The organism is Hirschia litorea (assembly GCF_042665075.1).
In the GTDB taxonomy this organism is placed as follows: domain Bacteria; phylum Pseudomonadota; class Alphaproteobacteria; order Caulobacterales; family Hyphomonadaceae; genus Hirschia; species Hirschia litorea.
In genome coordinates this window covers 89,871-105,821 of the sequence record NZ_JBHTBR010000002.1, presented here as the reverse complement: position 1 = coordinate 105,821, position 15,951 = coordinate 89,871, and the positions used below count along the sequence as shown (strand labels likewise).

At 47.3% G+C, this 15,951-nt stretch carries 16 protein-coding genes and 1 pseudogene; 3 read left to right on the top strand and 14 right to left on the bottom strand.

Going from position 1 to position 15,951, the window contains the following annotated elements; translation table 11 throughout:
- Position 1: 1 nt before the first annotated feature.
- Positions 2–2,002, bottom strand: coding sequence for an acetyl-CoA carboxylase biotin carboxylase subunit (locus ACFQS8_RS00590; protein ID WP_382164707.1), 2,001 nt, complete (start codon positions 2,000–2,002; stop codon positions 2–4).
- A 445-nt stretch (positions 2,003–2,447) separates the two neighbouring features.
- On the opposite strand from ACFQS8_RS00590, the gene ACFQS8_RS00585 reads away from it, so the two are divergent.
- Together ACFQS8_RS00585 and ACFQS8_RS00580 are read left to right on the top strand one after the other, a co-directional pair.
- Complete coding sequence (locus tag ACFQS8_RS00585) at positions 2,448–2,876, top strand: GIY-YIG nuclease family protein (RefSeq protein ID WP_382164705.1); 429 nt, start codon at positions 2,448–2,450, stop codon at positions 2,874–2,876.
- Positions 2,877–3,019: 143 nt separating this feature from the next.
- On the top strand, positions 3,020–3,256 hold the full coding sequence (locus ACFQS8_RS00580) for a hypothetical protein (RefSeq protein ID WP_382164703.1): 237 nt from the start codon (positions 3,020–3,022) through the stop codon (positions 3,254–3,256).
- 82 nt (positions 3,257–3,338) lie between these two features.
- Here the strand turns inward: ACFQS8_RS00580 and ACFQS8_RS00575 are convergent.
- The 7 genes and pseudogenes from ACFQS8_RS00575 to ACFQS8_RS00545 form a co-directional block, all read right to left on the bottom strand.
- Positions 3,339–4,873 (bottom strand): annotated as a pseudogene (locus ACFQS8_RS00575) (acyl-CoA carboxylase subunit beta).
- A gap of 199 nt (positions 4,874–5,072) precedes the next feature.
- Positions 5,073–5,789 (bottom strand): DUF3011 domain-containing protein, encoded by a 717-nt coding sequence (locus ACFQS8_RS00570; RefSeq protein ID WP_382164701.1) that lies wholly within the window; start codon positions 5,787–5,789, stop codon positions 5,073–5,075.
- A 129-nt stretch (positions 5,790–5,918) separates the two neighbouring features.
- A complete protein-coding gene (locus tag ACFQS8_RS00565; protein WP_382164699.1) occupies positions 5,919–6,641 on the bottom strand; it encodes an ATP12 family chaperone protein in 723 nt (240 codons plus the stop codon).
- Positions 6,638–7,315 (bottom strand): HAD-IA family hydrolase, encoded by a 678-nt coding sequence (locus tag ACFQS8_RS00560; RefSeq protein WP_382164697.1) that lies wholly within the window; start codon positions 7,313–7,315, stop codon positions 6,638–6,640. Before ACFQS8_RS00560 ends, ACFQS8_RS00565 begins: the two co-directional genes overlap by 4 nt.
- A gap of 26 nt (positions 7,316–7,341) precedes the next feature.
- Positions 7,342–8,367 carry an RluA family pseudouridine synthase gene (locus ACFQS8_RS00555; protein ID WP_382164696.1) on the bottom strand — a complete coding sequence of 342 codons (1,026 nt, stop codon included), beginning with the start codon at positions 8,365–8,367 and terminating at the stop codon, positions 7,342–7,344.
- Positions 8,364–8,747, bottom strand: a complete 384-nt coding sequence (crcB, locus tag ACFQS8_RS00550; RefSeq protein WP_382164695.1) for a fluoride efflux transporter CrcB — start codon at positions 8,745–8,747, stop codon at positions 8,364–8,366. Before crcB ends, ACFQS8_RS00555 begins: the two co-directional genes overlap by 4 nt.
- A gap of 10 nt (positions 8,748–8,757) precedes the next feature.
- Entirely contained in the window at positions 8,758–9,576 is an 819-nt protein-coding gene (locus tag ACFQS8_RS00545) for an RluA family pseudouridine synthase (protein ID WP_382164693.1), read from the bottom strand.
- A gap of 83 nt (positions 9,577–9,659) precedes the next feature.
- Here ACFQS8_RS00545 and ACFQS8_RS00540 point away from each other — a divergent pair, with 83 nt between their 5' ends.
- Entirely contained in the window at positions 9,660–10,337 is a 678-nt protein-coding gene (locus tag ACFQS8_RS00540; RefSeq protein WP_382164691.1) for a hypothetical protein, read from the top strand.
- A 199-nt stretch (positions 10,338–10,536) separates the two neighbouring features.
- Here ACFQS8_RS00540 and ACFQS8_RS00535 read toward each other — a convergent pair whose 3' ends face one another.
- From ACFQS8_RS00535 to rpsM, 6 genes are all read right to left on the bottom strand, one after another.
- Complete coding sequence (locus tag ACFQS8_RS00535; RefSeq protein ID WP_382164689.1) at positions 10,537–11,850, bottom strand: replication-associated recombination protein A; 1,314 nt, start codon at positions 11,848–11,850, stop codon at positions 10,537–10,539.
- Between the two features lie 60 nt (positions 11,851–11,910).
- The gene (locus ACFQS8_RS00530) at positions 11,911–13,392 is read right to left on the bottom strand and encodes a DegQ family serine endoprotease (protein WP_417461224.1); all 1,482 of its coding nucleotides are present in this window, start codon (positions 13,390–13,392) and stop codon (positions 11,911–11,913) included.
- A gap of 147 nt (positions 13,393–13,539) precedes the next feature.
- Entirely contained in the window at positions 13,540–13,965 is a 426-nt protein-coding gene (rplQ, locus tag ACFQS8_RS00525; protein ID WP_382164687.1) for a 50S ribosomal protein L17, read from the bottom strand.
- Positions 13,966–14,001: 36 nt separating this feature from the next.
- Positions 14,002–15,027, bottom strand: coding sequence for a DNA-directed RNA polymerase subunit alpha (locus ACFQS8_RS00520; RefSeq protein WP_382164685.1), 1,026 nt, complete (start codon positions 15,025–15,027; stop codon positions 14,002–14,004).
- A gap of 75 nt (positions 15,028–15,102) precedes the next feature.
- Entirely contained in the window at positions 15,103–15,492 is a 390-nt protein-coding gene (gene rpsK, locus ACFQS8_RS00515) for a 30S ribosomal protein S11 (RefSeq protein ID WP_382164683.1), read from the bottom strand.
- A gap of 15 nt (positions 15,493–15,507) precedes the next feature.
- The gene (gene rpsM, locus ACFQS8_RS00510) at positions 15,508–15,876 is read right to left on the bottom strand and encodes a 30S ribosomal protein S13 (protein WP_382164681.1); all 369 of its coding nucleotides are present in this window, start codon (positions 15,874–15,876) and stop codon (positions 15,508–15,510) included.
- Positions 15,877–15,951: the final 75 nt, after the last annotated feature.

Sequence of the window (15,951 nt, the reverse complement as noted above, 5' to 3'; positions counted from 1 at the left end):
ACTATTCAAACTCAACAAGGACAGCATCCGCCGCAACAGAATCGCCAGCTTCTGCATTTACAGCAGCCACTGTGCCATCTGCTTCAGCGCGGATAATGTTCTGCATCTTCATGGCTTCCACCACACACACAGCCTCACCCGCCTTCACAGCCTGCCCCACCTCAACAGCAATAGACACCACAAGCCCAGGCATCGGGCTAAGGATCAATTTTGACATATCAGGTGCTTCTTTTTCAGGAAGCTTGGCATAGAGTTCAGCAGTCTTGGGCGACAGCACCAATACTTTAGCCTTCACACCGCGATGACGCAGCACATAGCCCTCAGTAGTATCTTCAATACGCACAGCGAATGGCGCATTTTCGATTGTGCCATCCATAATGCCCATGCCCGGCTTCCAAGCCGTAGATAAGCTGACCGGAGTCTTCTTGCCCTTAAAGCTAATTTCAGCTTCGCCTTCACTAAAAGCAATTTTCACTGGGTATGGTTTGCGATCAATCATCACCACCCACTCATTACGCAATCCACGCTCTGTATCCATCTGGTCTGAAATCTGGTTGGCGCGTTTTACAAAAGTAGAGTGAATGAAGGTTGCTACAGCCGCAAGCAAGATTTGTTGCTCTTTAGATGGATCAACGCCGCTAAACCCGTCAGGAAACTCATCTGGAATATAGTTTGTCGTTAGCTTACCGCTTTTAAAGCGATCTTGAGCAATCACCGCTTGCAAGAAAGGTGAGTTATCCTGAATACCTTCAATGTGAAGACGGTCCAACGCCATTTCATGCACATCAATCGCATCGCTGCGTGTTTTGCCGTGCGTGATTAGTTTAGCGATCATAGGGTCATAAAACATGGAAATTTCATCACCTTCGCGCACACCTGTATCGATACGCACTTCGCCTTTGCCTAGCTTACCTTCAGCTGGAAATTGGCAACGCTTCAAACGCCCAATGGACGGCAAGAAATTACGGTATGGGTCTTCAGCATAAATGCGCGTTTCAACTGCCCATCCTTTAATGCCGATATCGTTTTGCTGATGCGCTAGTTTTTCACCATAAGCGACAAGCAGCATTTGCTCGACGAGATCAATACCAGTTGTCATTTCTGTAACTGGGTGCTCCACCTGCAAACGCGTGTTCATTTCTAGGAAGTAGAAATTCTTGTCTTTATCGACGATGAATTCAACCGTACCAGCTGAGTCATAATTCACTGCTTTAGCAAGCGCTATAGATTGCTTCCCCATTGCCGCACGTGTTTTCGCGTCAATAAAGGGTGAAGGCGCTTCTTCAACCACTTTTTGGTTACGGCGCTGAATAGAACATTCACGCTCATTCAGGTGAATACAATGGCCGTGCTTATCACCTAAAACTTGGATTTCGATATGGCGTGGCTCAGTGATAAATTTCTCGATAAAGATACGGTCATCACCAAATGAGCCTTTAGCCTCAGCTTTGGAATCGCGGAAACCTTCACGGGCTTCCTCATCATTCCAAGCGATACGCATACCTTTACCGCCGCCGCCAGCAGATGCCTTGATCATCACAGGATAACCAACACTTTGGGAGATTTTAACCGCCTCTTCAGCGTCTTCAATCAATCCCATATGCCCAGGCACTGTGCTTACACCTGCTTCAGCAGCGAATTTCTTAGAAGTGATTTTGTCACCCATCGCTTCAATCGCTACGGGGTTTGGACCGATGAATGCAATTTTCTCTTTTTCGAGACGGCGCGCAAATTCAGCATTTTCAGATAGAAAACCAAATCCTGGGTGAACAGCTTGGGCACCTGTTTGCTTTACCGCCGCAATGATTTTGTCTTGCACCAGATAACTATCTGCTGATGCGGAGCCACCAATAAAGACAGCCTCATCAGCAAGTTCTACCGCTAAAGAGCCTGCGTCAGCTTCTGAATACACAACGACTGTTTTGACCCCGAGCCTTTTACAAGTCTTGATGACTCGGCAAGCGATCTCTCCGCGGTTTGCAATCAAAATTTTAGAAAACATAAGTTACATGTGCCCCGTTATATCTCGGATTAATCCGTTATTTTTATTTATTGATAGCCTTTACACTCTTGAAATACAATCAAGACCTTAGGCAGATAGTGCGACTTTCCAACACAGGCTAACGCGCTTCAAATTAATCGTTTCGATTGTTTTTTGTATGCATCCATACATTTTTCACACCAAACACAATCAATACGTGCATCTTACTATTCATATTGAATATTTTGCACGTTCTGGAAACCTACCCCATCCCCCTTTGGCGTATTCGCATACCAACGAAAATCTGTGTTCGTGTCGCGTAAATTTTCTCTAATTTCCGAAACCTTACCCCCACCATCGAATCTTCACTCGCACGCCACAATTCATTAACGAGACGTTAACCAAAAACAGCAAATGCTATTCTGTTAGAGCTCCATAGATGGACGCAAAAAGACAGGTTGAGTAAATGCTTATTTTCGGACTGCATCGCTGGCGTGGTGAAACAGGAAAAAAATACTGGTTCAACATTACCCTGACTGACAAAGGCCTCCCTTCTGACCCCGGAATTTACATTTTCGTGCGTCGCTATTTCGTTTTCTGGCTCAAGCCTCTTTATGTGGGTAAGGCAGCAAGCCTTAGCGGTCGCTTGAAAGGCCATGAAAAATGGGGGCGTGCATGGTGGCAATTGGGCGCAACCGAACGTCATGTTGCGCGTTTCAAATCCGAAGCAGAAAGACGTCGTGTTGAAGAAGACCTCATTCGCGGTCTCAAACCCGTCATGAATGATGTTCACATCCCGCGACACGCATTTGATGCACCCAATGACAAGAAATTATTGAAAAAATGGAATATGCGCCATTTCTGGTTCAAACGTAAAAAGCCACACGCGTTTTAATTAGCTCGACGACACCTGCGACATAGCTAAGATCAGCAAGCTGATGTTTTAATCTGTTGCTGAACAAGCAATGGGTTGATGCTTGGACACAATATGTATATACTTTGTCATACGTTTGATCCGTATGATGAAAGTATACGATTATGTCTCCTTCCAAAAAGAAGAGCAAAAAAAACAAAAAAGACAGTCAGTTGGTGCTTCGCGTCAACAAAGACGAACGCGATCTGTTTGTGGAACTCTGTGATGATCTCGATACGAGTGCCTCCAGAGAAATCCGCCGGTTCATGAAAGAATTTATCGCAGAACACACTGAAGAAGAAATTGAAGCTCCCAAAGCAGTCCCTCAAGAAGATCCAAAATCTGATCCTGCGGCAGCATAAGCTAAAGCTCTTTACAAGACACATAAAAAAGCCCGCTATCATAAGACAGCGGGCCTTTTATTATCTTGTGACAAATCGCCAATTATAGCGGGATGTTGTCATGCTTTTTCGTTGGATTTTTCACGTCTTTATTCTTCAATTGGCGCAGTGAACGCGCAATTCTAAAGCGTGTGTTGTGTGGCTGGATAACATCATCAATATAGCCCTTACCCGCAGCAACAAATGGGTTGGCAAATCGATCTTCATATTCCTTCGTGTGCTCAGCCATTTTTTCAGGGTTATCACGGTCCGCACGATAAATAATCTCAGCAGCCCCCTTCGCACCCATCACAGCAATCTCAGCATTTGGCCATGCATAATTCACGTCCCCGCGAATATGCTTAGAGCTCATCACATCATAAGCACCACCTAGGCTTTACGTGTAATGATAGTGATTTTAGGCACTGTGGCCTCAGCGTATGCAAACAATAGTTTTGCACCATGCTTGATCAAGCCACCATATTCTTGCTTAGTTCCCGGCATGAAGCCCGGTACGTCTACAAACGTAATAATCGGAATATTGAAACAGTCACAGAAACGCACAAAACGCGCAGCCTTGCGAGACGCATCAATATCTAACACCCCTGCCAATGTCATAGGTTGGTTCGCAACAAAGCCAACTGGCGCGCCTTCAATACGACCGAAACCACAGATAACATTCTTCCCAAAATCAGGGCTGACTTCAAAGAAATCCCCTTCATCTGCGACTTTCAAAATCAACTCGCTCATGTCGTATGGCATGTTCGGGTTAGCAGGAATAAGCGTATCTAAGCTTGCTTCCATACGGTCTATTGTATCAAAAGTGGGACGTTTAGGTGGTTTGTGTGCTTGAGAACCCGGGAGGAAGTTCACCAAACGGCGAATTTGCGTCAATGCTTCTACGTCATTGTCAAAAGCGCCATCTACAACACCCGATTTCACAGCGTGGACAGATGCACCGCCTAACTCTTCGTGAGACACAGTTTCATTCGTCACGGATTTTACAACGTCTGGACCTGTCACATACATGTAGGATGTATCTTTGACCATGAAAATGAAGTCCGTGATGGCAGGAGAATAGACATCCCCACCCGCACATGGCCCCATGATCACAGAAATCTGAGGCACAACACCGGAAGCCATGACGTTTTCAAGGAAGATTTCTGCATATCCAGCAAGCGAATCAACACCTTCTTGGATACGCGCACCACCCGCATCAAACAAACCAATCACAGGAGCACCATTGCGCACCGCTGCTTGTTGTACTTTGATGATTTTCTCAGCATGCGCTTTAGAAAGTGATCCACCAAATACAGTAAAGTCTTTTGAGAATACATAGACCGGACGGCCATCAATCGTACCCCAACCAGTCACAACACCATCACCGGGAATACGTTTATCAGCCATACCAAAGTCGCTACAGCGGTGCTCGACGAACATGTCCCACTCTTCAAAAGAACCTTCATCCAGAAGAACTTCGATTCTTTCACGTGCGGTCAGTTTACCTTTTTCGTGCTGCTTATCGATTCTAGCTTGCCCGCCACCAAGTCTTGCTTGTTCACGCTTTTCTGCGAGCCGTTCTAAGATATCGCTGCTCATCAAATGCCCCGTACTTATTATGTATCTTTATCTCTTACCTAAATAGAAGGCAGAAGCCCCATCTGGCAAGTGACGAATCCTCCCCAAACCGCCCAAATGATATATTCTTTAAGCAAAAATGCCGCAAAACCTGCATTTTTAGGTCGCGGCACTTTGTCATATGCTGCATTGCATCATTCGCTTTCGCAGCATTTATTCATTAACGACCAAAACTAAATTGATCGACTCGTCCATCCCGTCCCAAAGAGCATTGCGTACTCCTATTGCGGAATCCATCTGGACTATGCACACGCACAATGCCGGTGACGCGAAGGCTACCATGCCGCCCAACTTCAACACGTGGCTGCTGGGTATATTGGGCAGAATAGGCATTATACCGATAAGCTTGCTGGCTTGCTTCTCGTGCACAACTACCAATCGCCTCGCGTTCTTGGTAATGGCTTATCTGCTGATATCCGCCATGCCGATTGTGCCGGTCATATCCGCGATTATGGTTTTCATGCCCGTTATTGTAGCGGTCATTGTCATACACGCGGTCGTAATTTTCAGGGAAGCGCACACTAGAAAGCTCAAATATCGCGCGACACCCATCTCTAATCCACATGGAATTACCGCGAATACCCCATTCATCTCCGCGATCACAACTTCCCTTGGACTTGCGATCATGCACACGCGCATCCGCAATAGGGAAACCTACATCAAAATGGCAAGTGTTTTGACGATACCCACTTGATCCACATTCGCGTAAAACGGTTACTGCACGACCATTATTATTATGACGATTGCCACCAAAATGCTGTTTGGATATCTGCGTTTTAACGGACACATCAGCAAGAGTTGCGGGAGCTACGAAGAGCGTGGACGCTGCTATCGCAGCGACGGACGCCCATTTATGTAAAGATATATGTGTATTCATACATCCAGAATGCGCCCTACAAACCCAACCCAATATGAACAACGCATTCAAGCATCGCCATGTAAACGTTTGTAACTACAATAACTTAGATATTATCACGCGCTTGTGATTATCGCCTTATTTTCAGCTTTAAAGCGTCGCGAAAAAGACACCCAATCCTAAAGCTTGGTGACGGTTATATGCTGTTCGCGCCATCGCCTCTTCATCCTCACCCCATTGTTCAGCCTGAAATATCTCGTCAATACGTGAGAGATCAAACGCCTCTTCCGCCATTAAGCGCCCCTGCTCAACAGCCAAAGCCAAAACAGCAGATCCAAACAATCCAAGTCCAAAATTCAATCCTGTGAGCCGCATATCGCCAAGTCCCGCCGCATGCGCGCGCGCTGCCTCAAGTGATGTCGTCGGTTGAGGGCTTGCCATCACGCCTTCAACTGGCAGCAAGAATACGTTCAGCTCTTGTGCAGCCCAATCTCTGATAGGTGCCCACCCTTCCGCTTGGCGTTCGCGTAGACTCGTCGGGCCTTCAGCCAAATGCGACACCAGATCCGTTTCCGCATAACGTGCCACTTCCAGCGCCATTTCTTCACGCGCCAAAGGTGTTCGGTCAATCGCGACATTCACCAGTCGTGAAATATGCATTCCCGCAACATCAATATAATCTACCTGATCCGCCCATTCTGCGGCCACCGCACCTGCCAGTTCTTCTGTCGGCAGATCGAGCACTTTCTTTGCCGGCGTCTTAAGTTGGCGCCCATCAAGCAAAATCGTCCAGCCACCCTGCTCTAATTTTTCAACAGCCACTTGTTTGTAGAATTTTTTTAGTCTTTGGCCTGCATTTCCCAGCTCACTCATGACGTCACCTTTGCGCCAAATTCAAACAAGGATTGGCGTAGCTCGTTATAATCATGCACGACAGCATGCGCGCCCGCAGCAGCTAGCTCATCAGCTTTACCAAACCCCCAAGACACACCCAAGGCATGCACATTCGCTGCACGCGCCATTTGCATATCGAAAATTGCGTCCCCAATCATCACGGTCTGCTCGGCAAAGCATCCAAGCTGATCCATATTCTTCTGCACCATATGCGGATGCGGTTTACCCGGTCCATCATCAGCACACCAATGCGTGTCGAAGAACTTCTCCAAATCATGCATATCCAAAATATGGCTCAGCCCTTGGCGAGATTTTCCCGTCGCCACGCCCATCAGCCACCCATCGGCAACCATATCATTCAACAACTGAATTGAGCCGTCATATAATGGTTCTTTATAATCGGGCGCTTGGCGCAAAGCGATAAAGCTCTTCTTATAGTCTTCAGTTAGATTGGCGATGAGAGCAGGCTCAGCATCCGGCACGAGGTTTTCAATCGCCGTAGCCAGCGTTAGCCCAACGATTTGACGTGTTTGGTCATAATCAGGTGCTTTGATGCCCCATTTCGTAAAAGCGGAAACCATCGCGCCTTGAATGATTTCACGACTATCCACGATGGTTCCATCAAGGTCCCACACGGCTAATTTCAGTGACATAAAATTCTCCTCAGTGCCCGCACGCTCTAGCGACGGCGTCCTACAGGTGTAATTGTTTCAAATGGATTGCCCGCTTCTGATGGATGGAAACCAAACAAATCAAATGTTTTTTCCATGTGATCAGGCAAAGGTGCCACTATCTCAACGTCTGGCCCGTGACGACGCGGCAAACGCAGTGCACGCGCATGTAGATGCAAACCACCACCCACACCCGTTGGTGTTTCACGATCACATGTGTATTTATTATCGCCAATAATCGCGTGGCCAATTTCAGACATGTGATAACGCAATTGGTGCTTTCGCCCCGTAGATGGTTTTAGCGCGACCCAAGATGCACGCTGCCCTGCATTTGCTACCACTTTAAAATCTGTCACCGCAAACACGGCACCTTTTTGGCCGTGCACACCTGCTGTCATCAGCTCCTTATCAGCGCCCGTGGATTTATTCATCCAACCGCGCAGCTCCCCCTCGGTTGGGTTCGGCACACCGATAATCACAGCCCAGTAAATCTTATCCAAAGACCGCGACCGAAAGTGTGCGCTCATTTCTGCTGCTGACGCTGCTGTCTTCGCAAGCACAAGCAAACCGGACGTATCTTTATCAAGGCGGTGCACTAGCTTTGGCTTATCTTGTCCCGGACGCGTTAAAGCAGCTGCCATTCCATCTACGTGGCGCAATGTCTTAGTTCCGCCCTGCACCGCAAGTCCCGAAGGCTTATTCAGCACATATACGTCTTCATCTTCATATAGAATGAATGACTTAATCAATTCAGCATCGCGAGGTGATACGTAAGGTTCGTCATCTTTCTCAGCGTGCTTCTTGCCGCCTTCTGTTGATGGCATAGGCGGTATACGCACACTTTGACCTGCTTGAAGCCGTGTATTGGATTTAGCGCGCGCACCATCAACTCGCACTTCGCCCTTGCGTAATAGTTTTTCGACCTGCCCCTGTGTCAGCCCCGGAAAGCGGCGCTTTAACCAGCGGTCCAACCGTACATCATCTTCTGATTCAGATACAGGAATCTGTAAGACCTGTCCTTGGTTCCAATTCATAGTGCAAACACCTTTCGGGCGATCATCAAGCCAACAAACATGGCGACCACCCCGAGCGCCAAACTTCCAAATGCATATAACGCTGCTTGGCTATATGCTTTACGTTCTATCATCATCACAGTTTCTAGGCTGAAGGTGGAGAATGTCGTAAAACCACCCATCATCCCAGTTCCCAGTAACATTTTCCAATGCGTCCCTGCATCGCCTTTAAATGCGAGCCACCCCACAAGGATGCCTAGCAGAAACGATCCAAGAATATTCGCGCTAAATGTCCCCCACGGTATGCTCGGCCCTAATGTGCGCAATGCAAACCCCGAAAGGAGATAGCGAGCCGTCGCGCCGATAGCGCCGCCCATAGCAACAAGTAAAATGTTCTGCATGGCTGGCCTCTTAGCCTGTTTTCTCTTTCAATGCCAGTAGTCCCTCTTCAAGAGATAATTGTGCGAGACATTCACGCATATCATCTGGAGTATCTGCGATAATATCAATCTCGCCGCCCTCTGGGTGTGGCGTCAATAATCTATAGGCATGCAACATTAGACGCGGTGCTTGAAAACCATCTTCTAATTGCGCGACGCCATAATATGGATCAGCAAGAATTGGTCGCCCTATATGCTCCAAATGCACGCGCAATTGATGCGTGCGTCCTGTTTCTGGTGTCAGCAATATAAAATGGTAATCTTCATGGCTCGCCAGCACGAGATATCGTGTGCGCGCTTCTTGTGCGCCCTCATCTTCGGGTGCAGCCACACGCATCAATGCCAAATTTGGCTCTTTCTGATAGCGCTGAAGATGTGCATCAATCACGCCTTCATTTTCTTCAAATGCAGGACCACGCACAATAGCAAGATAAGATTTATAAACGCTACGCTCTTCAAAAGCTTTGGACATAAACACTGTTGCAGGTTTCGTCCGCGCAGCAATAATTACGCCTGAGGTCAACATATCCAAACGGTGCAATAAACGCGGGCGCTTTCCATTACGCTTTACATACACCTCTAACAAAGCATCAAAAGTACGATCAGCGGGGCTTCTTGTTTGACAAGCCAAACCACTGGGCTTGTTAAACGCTAGTATAGAATCGTCCATACCCAGAAGAAGATCGTCCATATAGTCTCTATCTTCGTTATTTACTTGGTAAGGTTTTATTAACTTTTTGGAAAAGTCGCCTTTTTTCCATGGTTTCTCGTCATTACTGTTGTTTTCCATGAAATTACCTTAGTTCTTAACGTAAAAAAGCATTGTCAATACACGAATCATTGTTCATGCTGTTTGTGGGGCTGTTCTATCTAATGCTTGATAAAGGTTACAAGCAAATGGACGAACAGAGTAAGCGTAGCGTATTTTCAGTGGTTGTATCCGAACGGCGTAATCGTTCAACACAACCAAAACTTCAGCTACCTAAATTTGATCTAACAGAAACGCATAAGCGTGACGCATATTGCTTGCGCGCAATTCTGTTTTCTTTTGATGCTGCGATTCTAAAAGCACCTACCGTGTTATTGGATCCCGCAGCATTTGTTCGGCTAGCGGCTGCACATGGGTTTCCTGTCAGCAGCGCTATCCAACGCGAACGCACATACGGCAACATCAGCGAAAACGCAATCAGGATGCTCGCCCAGCAAAATTGCTTGGGACACCGCCTTATCCAATTATGGAAACGTATATCCCCTGTAACTGCCAGTAGAGTTTTACAAATGCCAGCCACAAACCCAACACCAATGGAGCCATTTTCTCCGGGTACGATCCGCAAAATCCGAATGGCTCTCACCCCAATCCGTGATCAACTTGGTTTTGAAATTATTCGGAACCTAAATCTATTAGATGACCCTGTCGCGTTTTTGGCCATGTGCAAACGCATTGGCTATAATGGTCCAGGGTGGACATTCAACACCGACCGCCCAAACGACATGAACAAAGCTGTAGGTCAACGTTTGATCGACACTTGGCGCATTATGGTAGTCAGCTAATTTTCGCCTAAGCAAATGACGGCGAGACGACCCATCTTGCCGTCATTTATACATTTCTAGCGCAGTTTTCCTGACGGAAAACCACCAGACTGCCGCCAGCTCTGTTGCAGATACATGTCACATGCGTATCAAACGCCTAGCTCACACCCATCTGCCAACAAGCACACCCCCAGAACGGCCATAGCGCAAACCTAGCAGACTAGTCGTTTTTACGCGCAATCTCTGCACGACGCTTGGCCCAATAGTCCATTCTCTCACGAATGGGCGCTTCTCTGCCTCGACCTTCCGGCTGATAGAAAGAAGGACGCTCCATGCCATCTGGAAAATAATTTTGACCTGAGAATGACCCCTCCTCATCGTGATCATACTTATAGCCTTGATTATACCCAAGATTTTTCATCATCGTCGTAGGAGCGTTGAGTATATGCTTAGGCGGCATCAACGACCCCGTTTGCGCCGCTGCCTTACGTGCAAGTTTATAAGCTGCGTAAACCGCATTTGATTTGGGCGCAGTCGTGATATGAACCAAAGCGTGCGCTAGCGCCAACTCCCCCTCAGGCGACCCTAGCCGCTCATATGTCCTCGCCGCCTCTCCAGCTACCATTAGAGCGCTTGGATCAGCAAGCCCAACCTCCTCCGAGGCCATCCTTACAATACGGCGCGCTAAATAGAGCGGATCTTCGCCGCCTTCCAGCATACGGCAAAACCAATACAAAGCAGCATCAGGATCAGACCCGCGCACAGATTTGTGCAGAGCAGACGCCATATTATAATGCTCATCGCGATCTTTATCGTAAGAAGGCGCACGTTTTTGTAGAATTTTAGCTAAGTTTTCAACGCTCAAGGGTGCTACTTGACCCAAGGACGTGACTTCTTCAGCAAGGTTCAGCAGATAGCGCCCATCCCCATCAGCCATATCAACCAACGCAGACCTCGCATCAGTCTGTAGTGGTAAAGGCGAATTTGTTTCCTTTTCAACGCGCTTCAAAAGGCTTTCAAGTGCAAATTCATCTAACCTTTTCAACACCATAACCTGACAACGCGACAACAGCGCGGAATTCAGTTCAAAACTTGGGTTTTCTGTTGTTGCGCCAACGAGTGTAACAACGCCGCGCTCTACAAAGGGCAAAAAACCATCCTGTTGCGCACGGTTAAAGCGATGTATTTCATCTACAAATAAAAGTGTTCCCTTACCCGTAGAACGCCTTGATTCCGCGCGATCAAACGCGGCACGCAAATCCTTAACGCCTGAAAAGATTGCCGAAATTGGATCAAAGGCTAAACCCGCATCTTCTGCAAGCAATTGCGCGATAGTCGTTTTGCCCACTCCGGGCGGCCCCCACAAAATCATGCTCGCGAGACGTTTATTCGCCAGCATTCGACCTATGGGACCATCCTTTCCAATGAGATGGTCCTGCCCAATCACTTCAGTCAAATTTTTAGGCCGCAAGCGGTCAGCAAGCGGTTGCGGCGCATTTTCATCAAGTCCGGCAGCGGAAAATAAATCGGTCATAGCTACCTTCTAATCCCGCTCAAAAGTAAAAGTAAGCCCCAATTAAGAGGCTCACCAAAACTACATACGAACATTGGAAGATATGCGTCTTCCGTTTCGTTCTATTGTTATAGCCCACGTTGAGCCACGACCACCTTTTCCTTCAATGATATCAAGGAGTTCTTTGGAGGTTTTGATCACTTTTCCATTAACTTCGCGCACCATATCACCAGGTCGTAATCCAAACCTTGACGCGAGTGAACGCCCTAAAACCCGATTGACCAATACTCCAGAAGCAAAGGGGTCACGCCCTAATTCATCTGCCAATGCAGGCGAAAGGTCAGCAACTTCAGCGCCAGAAAAAGGTGTATTTCCTTCAATCAGCGCCATCTCTGCTTTTGTAGCACCTGGTGGTGGTGAAAGCGTAACTTTTACTGATTTTAATTTTCCAGACCGCATGTAATCCAGGGTTACTTTTTCGCCTGGTGCCAATGTTGCAGCTAAAAACTTCAATCCGCGCTCATCAAAGACTTCGCGACCATCAATTTGCGTTACCAAGTCGCCGCGTTTTAACCCTGCCTTCTCCACTGGTCCATCAGGATATATCTCTGTGATGAGAACCCCCATAGGACGTTCCAAATTCATAGATTTGGCAATTTCTGCGTTCACCGACTGACCTTTCAGCCCAAGCCATGGTCGAATAATTTGACCGTCATTCACAGCTGCATCGACAACACGCTTTACCATTTCAGATGGAATTGCAAAACCAATCCCATTTGAACCACCTGAACGTGAGAAAATAGCGGTATTTACCCCGACTAAACGCCCGTGAGAATCCACTAAAGCACCGCCTGAATTTCCAGGGTTGATAGCGGCATCTGTTTGTAAGAAAAAGGCATAATCAGACACACCAACATCTGTTCGCGCTTGAGCTGAGATAATACCCGTTGTCACCGTTTGCCCGACACCAAATGGGTTACCAATAGCGAGCACCAAATCACCCACTTCAACATCACGCGTTCCAGTAATTTCTAATGTCGGTAATTTTTCGCCTTCAGTATCAATTTTCAAGACGGCCAGATCAGTTCGCGCATCTGCAATCAGCAACTCGGCAGCATATTCACGTCGGTCTGACAACACGACTTTAAACTCGTCTGCGCCTTCTACTACGTGATTATTCGTCACGATAACACCGTCGCTACCCACGATAACGCCGGAACCAAGCGATGACTCAACGCGCTCTCTGGGCACGCCCCCCATTTGATCGCCGAAAAAGCGTCTAAAAAAGGGATCATTAGCAAACGGAGATGTGTTTTGCTTTACCACCTTGGTGGTGAACACATTCACAACGGCCGGTGCAGCCTGCTTTACCAACGGCGAGAAAGACATGGTCAATTCAGCTTGCGAAGACGGAACCACACGTTGCACGTGTTGTTCATTTACTTGCGCAGAACATGCTGACACCCCAAGCAGCGCAACGCCAAAAGTCGCTATCGCACCACAAGCCAATCGTTTGAAACGTGTTTCCATCATACTTTCAAATCCCTGAAAAACACGGCGCATTTAGGGCGAACCATGCCAAATTTATAATGATTTTACAGTGATATGTATGTTGTTAAAGTAATTTCAATTCCATCCGAACAAAAAAAACGCCGCCCTACACTATGCTATGGAAGGCGGCGTTCTTAAATATTATTCTGAAAACTTGGTTTAGTCTTCTAGGCTCATTGCAGCTTCAGCTTCAACTCGCTCACGGTCCACTTTACCTTTTGCTTCAACATCGCGATCTACAAGCTCGATAACAGCCATTGGTGCGTTGTCACCATAGCGGTAGCCAGCTTTAAGCACGCGAGTGTAACCACCGTTACGGTCTTTGTAACGCTCAGCTAGAACATCAAATAGCTTTTGAACTTGCTCTTTGTCGCGCATCTTGGAGATAGCTTGACGACGAGCAGCAAGGTCACCCTTTTTGCTCAATGTAACAAGCTTATCCACGAAAGAACGTAGTTCTTTAGCTTTTGGAAGCGTTGTTGAGATCTGCTCGTGTTGCACTAGGGAAGCAGCCATGTTTGCGAACATGGCCTTACGGTGCTCCGACGTGCGGTTTAGCTTGCGGTGCGCAATTCCGTGACGCATGGCTTCTTATACGGTCAAAAAGACCGCTCCTCTATCTTAATCTTCGTATTTTTTAGCTAAGTCTTCGATGTTTTCTGGTGGCCACGATGGTACATCCATACCAAGGTGAAGCCCCATAGACGCTAAGACCTCTTTGATTTCGTTTAGTGATTTACGTCCAAAGTTTGGCGTACGTAGCATTTCTGCTTCGGACTTCTGGATAAGATCACCGATGTATACAATGTTGTCGTTACGCAAACAGTTTGCTGAACGAACAGACAATTCCAACTCGTCAACTTTCTTAAGTAGAACTGGGTTAAAGCCAAGGTCTGGCTCTTGCTCAGCTTCCTGCTCAAGCACTGGCTCATCAAAGTTGATAAGCAGCTGAAGTTGATCTTGCAAGATACGTGCAGCATAGGCCACAGCATCTTCTGGTGTCACTGAACCGTCTGTTTCAACAGTCAATGTCAATTTATCGTAGTCAAGAACCTGACCTTCACGAGTGTCGTCAACTTTAAAGCCAACGCGCTCCACAGGAGAGAAAATCGCGTCTACTGGGATAAATCCAAGCGGAGCATCGTCAGGACGATTACGGTCTGCAGGAACATATCCTTTACCAGCAGCCACCGTAAATTCCATACGAATGTTTGCACCCTCATCCAACGTACAAATGACGTGGTCTGGGTTCAAAATACTCATATCACCAGGCAATTCGATTTGACCGGCTGTCACGACACCAGGGCCGGACGCAGTCAAAGTCATACGCTTAGAAGTTTCAGATACCATGCTGATTGCGATACGCTTCAAGTTCAGCACAATGTCAGTTACGTCTTCACGAACACCTGGGATAGATGAAAATTCGTGAACAACACCATCAATTTGAACGCCAGTGATTGCCGCGCCTTGCAAAGAAGACAAAAGAATGCGGCGCAAAGACGAACCAAGAGTTGTTCCAAAACCACGCTCTAGCGGTTCTACGATCAAGCTCGCTTTACGACGCGCATCAAAATCGTGCTCCACCACCGGACGGGATGGACGGATAAGCTCTTTCCAGTTTTTGTCGTTGACCTGAGCCATATTCATGAGGCGATCACCTTAGAAATTGCGTTTATAAGTGTTGTTCAAAAGAACGATGACGAAGCGTTTAACCTGTTTAGATTATACGCGACGGCGTTTGGGTGGACGGCAACCATTGTGAGGAATGGCTGTAATATCGTGGATAGTCGTAATTGTAAGACCAATAGACTGAAGCGCACGAAGAGCTGATTCACGACCAGAACCTGGACCGCGCACTTGCACTTCTAATGTTTTCAGACCGTGTTCTTGTGCCTTACGACCTGCATCCTCAGCAGCAACCTGTGCAGCATAAGGAGTCGATTTACGAGAACCTTTAAAACCCATGTGACCAGCCGAAGACCAGGAAATTGCATTTCCTTGAGCATCAGTAATTGTGATCATTGTGTTGTTAAAGCTTGAATTTACGTGAGCAACACCTGAAGAGATGTTCTTACGCGCGCTTCTTTTTACACGTGTTTGTTCGCGAGCCATTCTTAATTATCCGGTCTATTTCTTCTTACCAGCGATTGCTTTCGCTGGACCTTTGCGCGTACGCGCATTGGTGTGAGTGCGTTGACCACGGACTGGAAGACCACGACGGTGGCGTAGACCACGGTAGCAACCCAAATCCATCAATCGCTTAATATTCATTGAAACTTCACGGCGAAGGTCACCCTCCACCACGTAGTCTGCATCAATAGCTTCACGAACTTGAATGACTTCTGCGTCAGACAATTCGTTTACACGGCGTTCAGCCGTAATTCCCACTTTATCACAGATTTCCTGCGCCTTCGCCGGACCAATGCCGTGAATGTAGCGCAGCGCTATCGTGACGCGCTTATTAGTGGGTATGTTGACACCTGCAATACGGGCCACACTGCCCCTCCATTCATTAAACTGTTTCACGGCGATAGACGACAAATGGTCCTCACGCAGTATAGGAACACTGCA

Coding starts and splice junctions, on each gene's coding strand:
- ACFQS8_RS00590 (WP_382164707.1), bottom strand. CDS start 2,002: ATGTTTTCTAAAATTTTGATTGCAAACCGCGGAGAGATCGCTTGCCGA.
- ACFQS8_RS00585 (WP_382164705.1), top strand. CDS start 2,448: ATGCTTATTTTCGGACTGCATCGCTGGCGTGGTGAAACAGGAAAAAAA.
- ACFQS8_RS00580 (WP_382164703.1), top strand. CDS start 3,020: ATGTCTCCTTCCAAAAAGAAGAGCAAAAAAAACAAAAAAGACAGTCAG.
- ACFQS8_RS00570 (WP_382164701.1), bottom strand. CDS start 5,789: ATGAATACACATATATCTTTACATAAATGGGCGTCCGTCGCTGCGATA.
- ACFQS8_RS00565 (WP_382164699.1), bottom strand. CDS start 6,641: ATGAGTGAGCTGGGAAATGCAGGCCAAAGACTAAAAAAATTCTACAAA.
- ACFQS8_RS00560 (WP_382164697.1), bottom strand. CDS start 7,315: ATGTCACTGAAATTAGCCGTGTGGGACCTTGATGGAACCATCGTGGAT.
- ACFQS8_RS00555 (WP_382164696.1), bottom strand. CDS start 8,367: ATGAATTGGAACCAAGGACAGGTCTTACAGATTCCTGTATCTGAATCA.
- crcB (WP_382164695.1), bottom strand. CDS start 8,747: ATGCAGAACATTTTACTTGTTGCTATGGGCGGCGCTATCGGCGCGACG.
- ACFQS8_RS00545 (WP_382164693.1), bottom strand. CDS start 9,576: ATGGAAAACAACAGTAATGACGAGAAACCATGGAAAAAAGGCGACTTT.
- ACFQS8_RS00540 (WP_382164691.1), top strand. CDS start 9,660: ATGCTTGATAAAGGTTACAAGCAAATGGACGAACAGAGTAAGCGTAGC.
- ACFQS8_RS00535 (WP_382164689.1), bottom strand. CDS start 11,850: ATGACCGATTTATTTTCCGCTGCCGGACTTGATGAAAATGCGCCGCAA.
- ACFQS8_RS00530 (WP_417461224.1), bottom strand. CDS start 13,392: ATGCGCCGTGTTTTTCAGGGATTTGAAAGTATGATGGAAACACGTTTC.
- rplQ (WP_382164687.1), bottom strand. CDS start 13,965: ATGCGTCACGGAATTGCGCACCGCAAGCTAAACCGCACGTCGGAGCAC.
- ACFQS8_RS00520 (WP_382164685.1), bottom strand. CDS start 15,027: ATGAATATGGCTCAGGTCAACGACAAAAACTGGAAAGAGCTTATCCGT.
- rpsK (WP_382164683.1), bottom strand. CDS start 15,492: ATGGCTCGCGAACAAACACGTGTAAAAAGAAGCGCGCGTAAGAACATC.